At 52.5% G+C, this 14,163-nt stretch carries 13 protein-coding genes; 8 read left to right on the top strand and 5 right to left on the bottom strand.

The genetic code is table 11. The annotated features are described in order from the left end of the window. Nucleotides 1–8 precede the first annotated feature (8 nt). Genes ACN0R1_RS17640 through ACN0R1_RS17630 form a run of 3 tightly spaced genes read left to right on the top strand, consistent with a single transcriptional unit; the run spans nt 9 to nt 1,908 of the window. Nucleotides 9–1,019, top strand: a complete 1,011-nt coding sequence (locus ACN0R1_RS17640) for a phosphonate dehydrogenase (RefSeq protein ID WP_312944594.1) — start codon at nt 9–11, stop codon at nt 1,017–1,019. An 11-nt stretch (nt 1,020–1,030) separates the two neighbouring features. Then, nucleotides 1,031–1,228 (top strand): LysR family transcriptional regulator, encoded by a 198-nt coding sequence (locus ACN0R1_RS17635; protein WP_376779982.1) that lies wholly within the window; start codon nt 1,031–1,033, stop codon nt 1,226–1,228. Next, nucleotides 1,225–1,908 (top strand): LysR substrate-binding domain-containing protein, encoded by a 684-nt coding sequence (locus ACN0R1_RS17630; RefSeq protein ID WP_312944596.1) that lies wholly within the window; start codon nt 1,225–1,227, stop codon nt 1,906–1,908. Before ACN0R1_RS17635 ends, ACN0R1_RS17630 begins: the two co-directional genes overlap by 4 nt. Nucleotides 1,909–2,083: 175 nt before the next feature. On the opposite strand, the gene ACN0R1_RS17625 is transcribed toward ACN0R1_RS17630, so the two are convergent. From ACN0R1_RS17625 to ACN0R1_RS17610, 4 genes are all read right to left on the bottom strand, one after another. Next, nucleotides 2,084–2,920, bottom strand: coding sequence for an isocitrate lyase/phosphoenolpyruvate mutase family protein (locus ACN0R1_RS17625; RefSeq protein WP_312944597.1), 837 nt, complete (start codon nt 2,918–2,920; stop codon nt 2,084–2,086). A 362-nt stretch (nt 2,921–3,282) separates the two neighbouring features. Then, nucleotides 3,283–3,813 (bottom strand): glyoxalase superfamily protein, encoded by a 531-nt coding sequence (locus tag ACN0R1_RS17620; protein ID WP_312944598.1) that lies wholly within the window; start codon nt 3,811–3,813, stop codon nt 3,283–3,285. Between the two features lie 751 nt (nt 3,814–4,564). Beyond that, a complete protein-coding gene (locus ACN0R1_RS17615; protein WP_417585255.1) occupies nt 4,565–7,309 on the bottom strand; it encodes a UvrD-helicase domain-containing protein in 2,745 nt (914 codons plus the stop codon). A 471-nt stretch (nt 7,310–7,780) separates the two neighbouring features. After that, nucleotides 7,781–9,016 (bottom strand): patatin-like phospholipase family protein, encoded by a 1,236-nt coding sequence (locus ACN0R1_RS17610; protein WP_278419945.1) that lies wholly within the window; start codon nt 9,014–9,016, stop codon nt 7,781–7,783. 669 nt (nt 9,017–9,685) lie between these two features. On the opposite strand from ACN0R1_RS17610, the gene ACN0R1_RS17605 reads away from it, so the two are divergent. The 3 genes from ACN0R1_RS17605 to ACN0R1_RS17595 all read left to right on the top strand — a co-directional run bounded on the left by ACN0R1_RS17605 (nt 9,686) and on the right by ACN0R1_RS17595 (nt 11,403). Further along, a complete protein-coding gene (locus tag ACN0R1_RS17605) occupies nt 9,686–10,393 on the top strand; it encodes a hypothetical protein (protein WP_278419944.1) in 708 nt (235 codons plus the stop codon). 161 nt (nt 10,394–10,554) lie between these two features. Continuing rightward, nucleotides 10,555–10,992 carry a hypothetical protein gene (locus ACN0R1_RS17600; RefSeq protein ID WP_417585253.1) on the top strand — a complete coding sequence of 146 codons (438 nt, stop codon included), beginning with the start codon at nt 10,555–10,557 and terminating at the stop codon, nt 10,990–10,992. 147 nt (nt 10,993–11,139) lie between these two features. Further along, nucleotides 11,140–11,403, top strand: coding sequence for a hypothetical protein (locus ACN0R1_RS17595; protein ID WP_278419942.1), 264 nt, complete (start codon nt 11,140–11,142; stop codon nt 11,401–11,403). 173 nt (nt 11,404–11,576) lie between these two features. Here the strand turns inward: ACN0R1_RS17595 and ACN0R1_RS17590 are convergent, their stop codons facing one another. Beyond that, nucleotides 11,577–12,743: an MFS transporter gene (locus ACN0R1_RS17590; RefSeq protein ID WP_417585251.1), complete on the bottom strand. Its 1,167-nt coding sequence runs from the start codon at nt 12,741–12,743 to the stop codon at nt 11,577–11,579. 94 nt (nt 12,744–12,837) lie between these two features. On the opposite strand from ACN0R1_RS17590, the gene ACN0R1_RS17585 reads away from it, so the two are divergent. Both ACN0R1_RS17585 and ACN0R1_RS17580 read left to right on the top strand, forming a co-directional pair. Further along, nucleotides 12,838–13,731: a LysR family transcriptional regulator gene (locus tag ACN0R1_RS17585; protein ID WP_417585249.1), complete on the top strand. Its 894-nt coding sequence runs from the start codon at nt 12,838–12,840 to the stop codon at nt 13,729–13,731. A 304-nt stretch (nt 13,732–14,035) separates the two neighbouring features. Further along, on the top strand, nt 14,036–14,163 hold a 128-nt coding region (locus tag ACN0R1_RS17580), incomplete at its 3' end, for an AAA family ATPase (RefSeq protein WP_417585271.1).

Below are 14,163 nucleotides of genomic sequence, written 5' to 3'. Positions count from 1 at the left end.
GGAATCTAATGAAGCCGACCGTCGTATTAACCCACCGAGTATTCCCCGAAACTCTTGAGTTGCTGCGCCCCTATTGCGAACTTGTTACTAACCAGTACGATGCCACTCTTTCTCGTGCAGAGGTTTTGGATCGGGTGCGTAATGCCGACGCCATGATGGCTTTCATGCCAGATAAGGTTGATCAAGAATTCGTCGATGCTTGTCCCCAACTCAAAGTTATCGGATGCGCTCTAAAGGGATACGATAACTTTGATGTACAAGCATGCACACAACACAAGGTATGGCTCACCATTGTTCCAGACTTGTTGACGGTTCCTACCGCCGAACTCGCCATTGGGCTGATGATTAACCTTGTTCGAAATGTTCCCGCCGCTCATGAAAAAATACGAAGAGAGGGCTATCAGGGATGGCGCCCCACATTTTATGGGCAAGGTATAGAGGGAGCGCGCATCGGCATCTTGGGTATGGGCTCAATAGGAAGAGCTATTGCACAGCGTCTAAACGGTTGGGGCGCGGCGCTTACCTACTCCGATCAGGCGCCTGTTGACCCAGCTCTTGAGCAACGCCTTGGCTTGCAATGGCGTTCGCTTGACGCTCTGATTGGCGAGTGCGACATCTTGGTGCTGGCACTCGCATTGACGCACGAAACGTTTCATTTGATAGACGCAACCCGACTGGCACAGCTGAAAAAAGGCGCTTACCTCGTTAATCCGTGTCGTGGCTCAGTGGTTAATGAGTCGCACGTGCTCGCGTCTCTCCAATCCGGCCATCTTGGCGGATACGCAGCTGATGTCTTCGAAATGGAAGACTGGGCGCGCGTTGACCGGCCGCGGCAGATCGATCCGGCATTGTTATCAGCCGCTAACACTTTGTTCACTCCACATTTGGGTTCGGCCGTACGGGACGTCCGCCGGATGATTGAACGCTGTGCTGCGGAAAATATCCTTCAGGCGCTGTCTGGGGAGAGACCGACACACGCTGTAAATATGATCCGCGATGGAGAGCTCGTGCCTTGCTGAATCTCGTTTGGGTGAACACTTTTCTGACGCTTGCCCAAGTATGCAACTTTCAAAAGGCCGCCAGTCAACTGGGCATTGCGCAACCAACTGTGACACAACACATCCAGAAGCTGGAAGAAAAGCTTGGTGTTACGCTCTTTGAGCGGACGCGGTATGGCTGTAAGGCTACCCAGCCAGCGCTTTTTTTTTACCTTATGCCCGCAGCTTGATTCGCATTAATAACCAAGCTTTGGAGAATCTGAATAAACATAAATTAAGGGTAGGCGCAAGTTCAAATATTGGCATTTATCTTCTCCCGTCAATCATGAGGCGTTACATAGAGGAGGGAAGTCCGGCTGGTTTCGATCTGACCATAGAATCCAATCCGTCTATTGCTAGGAAGCTAGATGACGGTGAGATTGATGTCGCGCTTATGGAATGGTGGGATGATCGGCATGGGTTCGATTCGTTCTGTTGGAAGGAGGAGCCAGTTGTGCTGATAGTCCATCCCAGCCACCCCTTTGCGTCTCGTGCAAGTGTGACGCGTAAGGAGGTTGGTCAGCTAGAACTACTTGGTGGTGAACCAGGGACGGGTACTGGACGCCTGTTACAACAGTTCTTTGCCAATAACGGGTCGATGCCAAAGGTTGTACGCTCGCTTGGCAGCACCGAAGCGGTCAAGCAAAACGTGAAGGCAGGAATGGGGATGTCCCTAGTGATGTGGTCATCAGTTGAAGAGGAGGTAGCTTTTGGCAGTCTTTCAGCTATCCCAATGGCCGAACCGGCACTCATGAAGCCAGTCTTCTTAGTGATCCGGGAAGGTCAGCCAGAGCATTCCCTTCCCCGAATATTCGCTGAATTCATCCGACACAGCGGTGCTAGCTCGGCCAGCAGTGAACAATCACCCTGAATGGCAGTCATGACGCCTCTTTATTCCAGCAAAGCAAGCGGTCAATACGTTCGCCAATATTCGACTAAAGGAGAGCAGGCAGCAAGGCTGTTATAGTGACGCGCTGTTGGCTCGCTTTATTTAGCTAGTTATTGACGCTTGCGTGTTGTGTCTTGCAAGTCCGAATTGTTGCCGTCTACTTGGGGTATTTCGGTGAACTAAGCATCTCTTCAAGCTCTATGCTCGATAGCGAATTGTTAAACCCATCGAACCGCCCCTGTAAATTCATAGTGCGGGCCGCGGTGATGAAACCGTTCCATGCTGCTCGTGCTAAAGCTCCACCCACACTGATACGCCTCACGCCAAGATCGGCTAGTTCATCGACCGATAAATCACTAGTCCAGCCGATCAAGACATTTACTGGTTTAGGTGCAACAGCGCTGACAACGGTCTGTATTTCTTCTCGAGTTTTGATACCAGGAGCATACAGGCAGTCAGCGCCGGCTTCTGAGTAGGCGATCAACCGCCTAATGGTGTCGTCCAGATCTGGTAGTCCTAAGACGTAGTTTTCCGCACGCCCCACTAATACGGTATCACCGCCGTTTACATCAATAGCTGCTCGCGCCGCTTGCATGCGCTCCACGGCCTCCGAAATGTCCCTAACCGGATGGCTTAGGTCGCCAGTTGAGTCTTCAATTGATAGGCCCGCCACACCGGTTTCTATCGCCATACTCACACTGTCAAACAGCTGATCGGTGGTATGCGCAAAGCCACTTTCGAAGTCGGCGTTGATAGGAAGATCGCTGCTGGCAACCATGTAGCGCATATGAGCCAATGCATCTGAACGTGATAGCTGTCCGTCAGCCCGAGCTTGAGACCATGCGTATCCAGCGCTGGTCGTCGCAAGCGCCTTGTAGCCTAGCGACTCAAGAATGCGGGCGCTACCAGCGTCCCAAGGGTTGGGAAGCAAAAAGCACCCTTCACGATGCATCGCACGGAATATTTCGCGTTTCTCTACGACTGTCAGGGCCATATCTACTCCTAGTGGGTATCACTGCAGTAAGTAAATCTTTAAAACAGCGCTCGTTACGGCCTACGAAACGGGGGTTTCGCATTTTGGCAAAACCTTGGCTGCAAGGCCTTTATTTTTCTTCAGCTAAACCTGCTACACACTTCGTGTCAGTTGTGCCGAGTTTATGTGGTTGGCTGCCCGACGATCCTTGACGACGACTTTCGGTTCGGAGACGAACAGCTCCGATGTGTGGGTAATGAGCACAGGAGTGTTACCTCAAGTGATAACGGTGTTACTGAGATATGCTGCCGGTCAAAGGCAGCCATTAAAAATGGCCGCTTCGAAAGTTTATCCAACTAAGCTATCTGGTCGAACTGCAATAATCAACTTTGACAGAACCGGATTCGGTTGCCGAAAGGATCATGAACCTCCAAAATCAGCCCCCAGTCTTGCTTAACAATTTCTGGGCGTCCGTATCCATAACGCTTGCTCTGAAATTCGTCCCGCAGCATTTCGATATTTTGCATTGGAACAAACACCGTCGATCCCGGGCTCGAATCCCCGTGATGTTCGGAAAGGTGGAGGTGTAGATCGTTTCGGCTGATACCTAGATATAGCGGCAAATCAGCCTCAAATCGGTGCTCAAAATCCACTCGGAAACCTAAGAACTCTAGATAAAACTCTCTGGCCTTTGTCTCGTCAAAAATCCTCAGAATCGGGATAGTCTTGCGAAACGCAATCGCTGACTCGGCATTTTCCTTGGTAAGAGTTGCGGCAGCGGTGTTCCAGTCCTTGTACCCTAGCTGGTGGGCTACTGTCTCCAGCGCTGCCGAATGAGTTATTGCTTGATTGCGTGACTCGAGCGAGTCGCGCAGCCGCTTTGCCATCTGTTTGGCTTGTTTGATAGAACGCATCGTTTCTCCTGTGGCCGAGGAGTTCCGGTGCTCGCATTGCCTAACCTCGATCCTTCAGAGATGAGACAGGATAGGGAAGTGAAGAAATGCTTTCACCGTTCCTCTCGGATGCGAGCGGCAGGCAGCATCAGCCTGCTCTTATCGTACATGAGAGTTGCCCCAAGTACAGGAGGCCTGTCACTAGCAATGCCATTTATATGGCCGAGGCTGTGAAAAATCTTCTGATCCAAGCGAGTGTCCAGACTACGTGCGGAAAGACGACCCGCTCCGTAAGCACGCTGTCTGCACCAGCGGATCGTTTTCTGGATCCGACGGAGCGTGTGGCCCGTTTGGCCGTGGAGGCTTTAAACATTACAGTCGAGAACCCATCGTAAGCTCAACGACCACGATGCGATGCGATGCGATGCGACAGCGTCAATGAACACGCTGGGTTCAGGCAGGGTCAGTTCCACGGGGCACTTTTTTGGTGATTTGTACTTCCAGTGGGTACCCGGGACGCCATCGCCATCTTCAAGCACCGAATGGTGAGACAGCGGCTCGGGACTTCGTTGGTTTCCAGTCGCGTAAAGTGCTGTGTTCAGTAGCAGCGCTAGATTCGAATCAGGCGTTTAAATGCTCTGACGGAAACGATTGCGATCGTCATATTAAGCCCAGCTGTTTGATGTCTGACAATGGTGATCGCGCATTGACGCCCCAGTTTGACTCTTGCTACTTCGACAGGCTGCAGAGGGACATGAGCTCCAAAACGCTCTTATATTGTTTGTCTCACTCTGGGTGAGGGCTCTCCAATCCGCCCGTATTCCTTGTGACGGCAGGACTCGGGATCGTCGCTGCGATAGTGGGAGCACCCCCAGAACTTGTGCTCTCCTTTGTAGCTCATCTCGCCTCCGCTAGCAGGGCAAATAGGTATCCACCAGCCGCAACTAACATCCACGCATTGCCGGAATCGGCCTACCTTTTCCATGGGTGCGTTGCACTTAGTGCAACCGTTCTCCGTATGCCCGCAGCGGGGGTAATTAGTACACCCCATGAATACTCTACCCGTCTTTCCGTTAGTGCGAGCTGTCAGATGACCTTCCTTGCAGACAGGACAATTCGCTTCTAGAGCATGTAGCTGTTCGCTGGTTGTAGCGAACTCATCCAGATCCAGCGGATACTCGTTTTTGACCAGCTCCTGTACGAAGGGCGAGCACTTGCGCATGTCACAGGGCAAGTAAACCCTGTGCTTGGCGCGCGTCAGTGCTACGTAGAACAAGCGGCGTTCCTCTGCATGAGGAAAAGCCTCCCGCTCAGGCAGCAGTGCTTCGATGAGTGGATGGGTGACGATCTCAGAGGGCAGTCCGTACTTGCCCTTCGTTAGGCCGAGCAAAACTACGTAATCAGCCTCTTTGCCTTTCGAACGATGAATCGTGTCGGTCAGAAAGCGCAGGGTAGGGAACCGTCCCTTGAGCCTATAAAGCTCATCTTTATCCGGAAGGTCATGGGTAAAGCGGGCTAGCAAATAGACCGATGAGTTGGGTGCAGCGATGTGAGCGATACGCTCTGCGATCAGCAGCCGAGCGTCAGCAGCATCAATGCTGGTTCTAACCAAGGATACTGTCGGCGCCGGCGCAGATTCATGAGAGATAACCGTTTTCACCAACTGCTTCGGATTCTGCGTGATGAAGCGGCTAGCTACCTCACCGATTTTGCTGTTGAAGCGAAATGTCTTGTCGAGTTCGCAGGTGAAAGTTGGGCCAAAGCGCTGCGAAAAGGAGGACGTGTAACCGATATCACTCCCAGTGAAGCGATAGATGGATTGCCAATCGTCACCCACACAGAAAAGTGACACGCCGCCTTTCTTTTCCCTAAGCTTCTGGACGAGCTGAGCTCGCGATTTAGCAATGTCCTGGAACTCGTCAACGATGATGAATTTCCAAGGGATCTCAAATTTTCCTTCTTCCACATAGGTTGTCGCGATGTTGACCATGTCGTCGAAATCGACCTGGGTGTCGCTCTTAAGCTGCTGCTGGTAGGCCTCGAATAGCGGTGTCAGTAGCTTCAAGGCGGCGCCTACCTGAGCCGATCTATTAGCTACGCTTGCCTGCTCCTCACTGTTGAGATTGGCCGCCTTTAGCAGGCCAATCATCTGCGTCAAAATCTTCGAGAATGCAGAAATTGCGCCGACCTCTCGAAGAGTTTCGAGAACGGCTTCGGGAGGCAAGGGGTTTAGCTGCACACCGGCCTTGCACAGCTCATTTTCTAACCCAGCCAGCAACGTTCCTTGCTGTTTTTGGTGATGGAACGTCTCAACCAGAGTTGTGCCCGCGAGCTTGTGAACGTTGCGCTTCCACGCCATATCGTCATGGTATTTTTTGCGGTCAATGTAAGGCGCGGTATTGCCTTGTTCGTCGATGCCAAAATGTTCGATGTAGACGCCATAGTCTGGTAGGAAGAAGTCAGGGTGATAGGGCCCACGCGATTTAGCTTGCTCCGGGGTATCAAAGCGAGATTCATAGCGGTACTCAACACCATTCTTGAAAAGGAAATTTGCGATGTCGCATTCGCCAAATCCTTTGACTTTCTCACCTTTCAGAGTCCGGACATCGTTGTCGTTGAGGAATTGGTAGTAGTCGCCGAGTGACTTGAAGTCGAAGGGGTTGCGAGCGGGGTACAGCCACTGTTCGAAGTAGGTGAGTAGCAGGTGACGGTAATCCGAATCCTCTCGCTGAAGGCGCTGAAATTCCAGGTCGACGAGTTTCGCTTTGAGGTTCTCATCGGAAGCCAAAGGGCTTACCGAAGCTTTGCTGTTCTCTACCTTCTCAACGATGTGTCGGCCCAGTGCGTGGAACGTTTCTGCGGTTACGCCCTTAATCCCGAGACGCTTCTCAAGCCGTTCCCGCATCTCGACGGCAGCTGCATTACCGTACGCAAGCAAGAGGATTTCGTCGGGCCTAGCCTGGCCACTTTGAACCAGAAAGGCGACCCGGCCGATCACCGTGCTGGTTTTACCGCTTCCTGCTCCGGCGAGGATTAGGTTGTTGTCCTCATCAACGACGCAGGCCTCGCGCTGCTTAGGCGATAGCGGTTTGCTTTCGACGGTATCGAAAAGATGTTCATGCTGAAGTAGGGCATTCTGGACATAACGGTCGCGCGATGCTTTGAGCCATGCGGTTGGGCTCTGAACAAACTCGATGGTCGCATGCAGGAAGCTGTATTGATCATCCTCAAGCACTTGCTTAGGTGGGATGGGTGGCATCGTTGCCTGAAGCGCTGCGAACTCTTGGGCGATGGGTATCCACTGGGAGCTACGGACATAGCCGTGCTTTGGAAGGCTTGCGGTAAAGGCCGACATTCGCGACTTGATGGCGACCAAGCGTGGGCTGTACCAGCCCCTCACGATCTGTGTCCAAGCCTCATCTCGCTGCTTAGCATTGGCGAAGTAAAGACGCACGTCACCGCCAGGGGCGCGCAAGGTTACCGACTGAATAAAAAGGTGACGGGCTTTGGCTGGCATCGTTTCCACCGATGACCAATCGATGGAGCGGAGCTCATTGCGTAAACCAACATCGATGCCTTCGCTAGTGACGCTTGCTGATCTAGCCGCTCCTGGAAGAAGAGTGGCCCACCAAGGGCAGCGGATGAGCCTAGTTGTTTGATCCCGCTCTAGCATGCAGAGGCAACTCCTTTTGCAGTTCTGCTTCACTCTAAATAAATGCCAAATGACTTAACGCAGTCAGCCGACTTTATCGGCTTACCGTAACTCAACTATGCGCTACAACGATGGCATGTCGGCAGGCACCCGGTTCCAATTCAGTGCGCACTCACGCCGGGATGGCTATGACGAATCAGCTACTATCCCACGGTTCTAATCGTCGCTGAGCGGCACATTCTGGTTACATACCTGATGCCGTTTAGCATGTCCTCAGGGGGGGGCTCATCATTGCTCGATTTTGCAGCCTTCTGTCCATTAAGCGAACTATGATAGTCATGCTTCGAGCTGGCCGGCTCGGAATTCTTTGTACTCGTTCCAATTAAACCTTTCAAGAAAATTTGCAGCTTCCGTTGCGCCCTCCTGAAATAAGCCAAGCATATTTTTGTCGCTTATATGAAAGTCAAGCCAAGAATAGCCTTCGCAAGGTATCCAGGCAACCAGGTTTTTATAATCTGGGTTCTTCAACAGAAAGTCATAGTCAAGCGTGTGTCTTGCGCAATTGAACATCGCCATCATGAAGCTCAAGGGGCCGGTTATAGCTTGGTGGCGGCCGTCTAATTGTAACTTTATACCAAACGTTGGAGCGCATGGTACTTTAGTTCTGTCATGAAAAATGTCTATTGGAAAATTAGACATGATGCCACCATCTACAAATATAGCATGATCGGGCATTATGTCATCTGAGCCATACCGAATTCCCGCGTACTTCTCCCAGTCAGATGCAGCACTATGTGCAGTAGGAATATCAGATACTCGAACAGGCTCAAAAAAGAATGGAATAGACATCGACGCTCTAACAAAGTCTGCAGGATGAATATTATTAGCTTGCTTCCAGTACATGTGCGCCATAGCTGGGAACTCAACTTTAACCTCTCTTACTATATCAGCTGCAATTATTGCCAATCTTAAACCGGCCTCGGTCGAGTCAGTAAATGGCTTGTCGCCTATGCAAAGCCCCTCTGGTATTTGATAGATTCGTTTGTTAAGTTCATCGAGTGTACTAACTCCCTCGGCGTCTAGAATGTTCTTAATCCACAATCTGAATTCTTCTCCGGGATTAAGGCCTAGGTTGTCACGTATGTTGTCTATAACCTGGGCGCCTTTAAATGCCAATTTAAAATTTTTAGAGCCTGCTATAAAGGCTTTTATGAAATCCTTGGCGTCACTATCACCGTCTATGAAGTCTGAAAAACGTTTATCTGACATGTATTTAATTAGTTTGGGTGTCTTTGGCTCGTCGCGCCGATTCAGAGCGGCAAGCAGTAGTGCAACAATAGATCCCGCCGATGTCCCGCCAATCCCGAGGAACCTTATATTTGCCTGCTCAAGCACATAAATGTACCCAAGAAGCGCAATTCCGAATACGCCACCGCCTTCCATTACCATGTCAACATATTGGTTTCCTTTTGTATCCGTGATATCGCTTACAGGGCTTTTGGCAACAGCCTTTGTCGCCCTTTCGACAGCCTCAGCGACTTTCGGCAAAGAAGTAAATTCGGAAGCATCCATTGTTTTTCTCCAGCTATTTAGACTGTTTGGTTTTGTCAGCTAGATCAGGTGCAATTCATTGTTCACGTTTTTTATCTATACGGGATTCGCCAGGCGAGGGCAGGGTTTATAGGAGTTATAATAATTCTAATGGCCGCGCCGATATCCTCCTCACAATGAGAATTAGTGTAGTAAGCACAGCCAATCTATATTTAAGAGGGTCTCTGGTTGTATCGGTATAGCCCATCCAGAGAAACGGAAGGAGGGCGTTCTATACCGTCCGTCTGATTGATTCCTTGCAGGTGCAAGCGCTTGCCGCCTCGGCGGCTAACAATCAGCAACAGAGACCCTCACAGCAGTCCTGGTTCCTGGCCAAGGGAGGACAGCGAACCTGTTTCCCCTTCACAATGCGCCTACCACATCTCCAGATTGCCCCAGGCCCAGTTCCACCGACCTGCCGAGTGGCCGACCCGTCCGGACAGCTAGTGCGTAACCTGGACACGTATCGCCGGTGGAAATCGGTTCGCCGGAGTTAATCCTGCCTGCACGCCTCAGGATTCAACTATAAAAATTCGCACTGAGCTTTAAGATCTTTCGGCCCCAACCGATATAGCAATTTAAAATATTTCAATATGAAAGTAATCTACTATCATCGGATAAGGCGTTTTGGCCGGAAAATGCGGTGCAAAAATGACAAAGGCTAATGAGCGAATAATTGTATTCACGTTAGGGGTGGTTTTTGTCGTTGCGCTAGTAGTCTTGTCGTATTACGTTCCGCAACCGACGCAATCCCAGTTTTTTATATTTAAGGTAGTCCTTGCATTGGCGGCTTCGGGTATAGCTGCAATGATGCCCGGCTTTGTAGAAATTGATATTCCAAAGGTGGTGCGTGCCGGAGGATCGCTAGCTGTGTTTTTTATTGTTTTAGACAAAAGTCCAGCGGAGCTGGTTGCTACCCCCACGCCGGAGCCGATTAAGGGAAACGCTCTATTGCTGGATGGCTTTAAGCAGTATGGCGACAGCGGGTTTAAGTTTAATGGCGAACAAGTTGTTGCATGGAATGCACAATCTGCAGACATACTAGCTGCAAAGAGGCCAGGCGATGAGTTAACCGGCTTTTTTATTCCGTATGACGTCGCGGATTACAAAAACCCTGAGTTAGATAAGCAAGCCCGAAGCGGAATTCAGAAAGTTAGTCAATCTGATATAGGCAAAGTGTACGAATGCCCCACGAGCGGATACCAACATCATTGGTTTACGCCGAGTAAAGACAGCATTTATTGTTTACGACTGCGAGACGGAAATCATTACGCCTTGATTCAAGTTAACGCCATCGACGATGACCGCATAGGATTTGATTACCTCTATCAGCCCTCTGGAACAGCCCGTTTCCGGTAACGGATCGGGCGATGCAGCTCGCAGACCCAGCGTCAATGAAGCTGTAAGTGAGCAAGTCTAGGTGCTGGGTTCCAAGTAACAACGATCCCTAGCGGGCCCGCGCCGAGCGCTCATTTCAGTGGTAGCATATTGCCTTGATTGGGGTTTTGGACGGCTGGATCATGGTGAAAGCAGAGGTCAAAAACAAGCTTGCTATTGGCAAGCGGAACGAATTTGCTATTTGGGGTTATTTGCTCGGTGAAGGGTTTGATGTCTTTCCCTCATTAGTCGACGACAAGGGAATAGACGGAATCGTCGGCCACAACGGTCGCTATTTCGAAGTCCAGATCAAAAGTGGCGAAAACTGGAACAATCAGCGAGGCCTTAGCCGCGCTGCAGTGAGCCAAAATCCTGAACGTATCTTTCTAATTTACAACAGCACCGAGGACGAGGTTCGATACTTCACAGGCCAGCAGATTCTCGATGAGGCTGAATGGCAGACCTCTATCGACTGGGATTTCCCTCAAATTAAGCTTCCCAAGCGAATGCTAGAGAAATACGAGGCTCATAATTGGGCAGGCTTCGTAGCCTACTTGCAGTGCTCCAAGCAGGATCAATAGTCCCACCCACTGACCCGGAGCACCGCTAAGCTTGCCTTACCTTGGCTTGAACAAGACCAAACTCCTCAGTCGATAGAGTAGCGGGGCATGTTGGCGCATTCGATCAGGGAGTTTCGCGTCTACGCTAAGAAAACAACGGAGCCACGCATGAATGTCCGCGAACTAATTGAGATTCTCTCAAAGCAGGATCCCGACGCGAAGGTCGTGGTCGAATACGACACGCATTTTTACAACGTGCGACGTGTTGAACCACACGAGATTTTAACTCAGGGTGTGAGTTGGGCCGACTATCCCAGCGCCAATGTGCTGAATCAGGACGAAGGTCGGTACCCATTGCGCGAAGATGAGCGAGCTGCGAACGAACGCAGTCCGCGTGAGACTGCAATCGTCTTATCAGGTTCGCCGGTTTGACGCAGCCTACCGTGCAGTGGTGCTAGGTGAAAATTGCCTACGATGTAGGGGATGAAGCAAAAATCCACAGCACCGAGAATGCTGTGGTTTTCGTTTTGCTGCTAAACCATATGCGAAAGCGGTTCATCAAACCGGTCTAGTACCTAAGGTGTCTTGCTCAGCACGCTACACCGTCATGCCACCGCAGCCGCAACAGCTTTAGAGCGCCAGGCAAAAGCCAGCACCATCAACAACCCCAGCGCCGCCATTGCCGCTCCGGCCAGTGATATCGCTGGGTAGCCCAGCCCAGTATTGATCACTGCGCCGCCCAGCGCCGCACCGATCGCGTTTCCGAAGTTGAACGCGCCGATGTTCACTGCCGATGCTAGATTCGGCGCATCCTTGGCGGCTTCCATGACGCGCATTTGCAGCGGAGGTACCAAGGCGAAGCTGGCGATACCCCAGATCAAGATGGCAACTGCAGCCGGCAGCGGCCAGCGCATTAGTACGGTGAACGCTAGCAAGACGAGAATCAGCACGCTTAGCGAGACGATTAGGGTGCGGTCTATCGAGCGGTCGGCAGCTTTGCCGCCCCACATGTTGCCCAGCGTCAATCCCACACCGAACAACACCAGCATGGCGGTGATGAAGGCAGTAGACGCATTGGTCTCGCTGCTTAGCATCGGTGCGATATAAGTGAATACGGTAAACATGGCTCCCGAGCCGATAACGGTCAGGGCCAACGCCCCGAGCACCCGGCCACGACCCAGTACCCGAATCTCGGCCAGTACGCCGACGCTTTGCGTCGCCGGCAGGCTGGGCAGGGCAAACCACAACGCGGCCATGGCTACTATGCCGAGCCCGGTAATCCCCCAAAATGCAGTGCGCCAGCCGAACAGGTCGCCAAACCAGGCGGCCAGCGGCACACCGCCAATAGTCGCCAAAGTCAGACCCATGAACATGGCTGCAACCGCCCCAGCATGCTTCTCCGGAGCGACCACGCTGGCGGCGACGATGGAGCCAACGCCGAAGAACGCACCATGGTTCAGTGAGGTCACCACCCTGGCGAACATAAGGCTGTAGTAATCGGTAGCCAGGGCCGACATCAGGTTACCCACGGTGAAAATAGCCATGAGGCCGATCAGCAGATAGCGCCGCGGAATCCTGCCCGTGGTCAATGTCATCAGCGGCGCGCCAAGCAATACGCCCATGGCGTAAGCACTGACGAGCAGGCCTGCGGCGGGAATGGATACGCCGAGATCCGTAGCGATGCCTGGCAACATGCCCATAGGGGCGAACTCGGTAACGCCGATGCCGAAGGCACCAATGGCGAGTGCAACTAGCGGTGGATTGATGTGCATGAAAAGCTCCTTATCTATGCAGCAAATGCTACAATCTGGCCTTTTCATGCGGTAGATAGTAATTCTGGCAAGCACCTTTGCTTACGGAGCACAAATGGACTTCAGCGGCAGGTCAGGCGAAATGGGCGTTTTCGCCACGGTGGCACAAGAAGGCAGCCTGTCGGCCGCCGCGCGTGCATTGGGCCTGACACCCTCAGCGGTCAGTCGAATCATCGCGCGTACCGAACAACGACTTGGAACCCGCCTGCTGTTACGCACTACCCGAGCGATCGCTTTTACCGCCGAGGGCGAGGCTTATCTGCGCGGCGCCCGGCGTATCTTGGCCGACATGGCCGAGGTCGAAGAGGCCATCGCCGACCAGGGCGTACCCAGGGGCCGCTTACGTGTCAGCGCCGCCCTCGGCCATGGGCGGCAGGCCATCGTTCCCTTGGTGGCAGCATTCAGTTCCCGTTACCCGAACATCGTCGTAGACCTCACCCTCGGCGATGAAGTCGTCGATATACTCGGCGGCCAGGCCGATGTGGCGGTGCGTTTTGGCTCTCTCCCTGACAGCCCACTCACCGCTCGCAGGATTGGCGACACCGGGCAGGTGCTGGTGGCTTCGCCCGAATATCTGCAGCGCTATGGCATACCCCAGGAACCGGAAGACCTGCTACGGCACAACTGCCTGCGTTTCAATTTCCGCCGCGCCGAACCCAACTGGCCGTTCATCCGCAACGGGAAAGCGGTTTCCCTAAAGGTCAGCGGTAACATCGAATGCAGCAGTGGTGAAGCGCTGGCACAACTGGCACGGGTAGGCGCCGGCATCGCGCGTATCGGCGAATTCAGCGTGGCCGAGGATCTTCAGCACGGCGATTTGGTGCCACTGCTGGAAGCGTACAACCCCGGCGACCGGGAACCGATCCACGCAGTGTTTGTAGGTGGCCCAGCAATGCCGGCGCGAGTACGAGTATTCGTGGACTTCCTCCTAGAGCATCACCAGATGTAAGCGATCTTTTATCTCCTCGGGGTCGCTCGCGATACTGTTTACATGGTCTTGGGCGAGCCGTTAATGAGGTGATCTTGCGCTCGGAACTATGGTGGTAGAGCCTCGTTCGTGTATAGCTGCCCGCGACCGCCTGTGGCTAATCGTTAGGCGACTTTCGGTCAGGAGCGGACAGTCATCCCAAGAGATTGGTTTCGCCCGCTAGATCATGTCATAAAGCTACCAGTCATCAGGGATTAGCACTGCGTTGGCAGAAATGGCCAAGATAGGCGTCCCTGCCTCGTCATGAGTAACAGGGAGCGTCGCTGTGTACCTATCTGTTTTGAAACTAGAAAATTTCCGCCAGTTTGGCCAGGCCAACCATGGCTTGGAGGTCACCTTCAACCCAGGTGTCACCGCGCTGGTTGGGGAAAATGATGCAGGTAAAACGGCAGT

The organism is Nitrincola sp. (assembly GCF_048264025.1).
Taxonomy (GTDB): domain Bacteria; phylum Pseudomonadota; class Gammaproteobacteria; order Pseudomonadales; family Balneatricaceae; genus Nitrincola.
The sequence above is the reverse complement of the archived record's forward strand: the minus strand, read 5'-3'. Positions and strand labels throughout refer to the sequence as shown.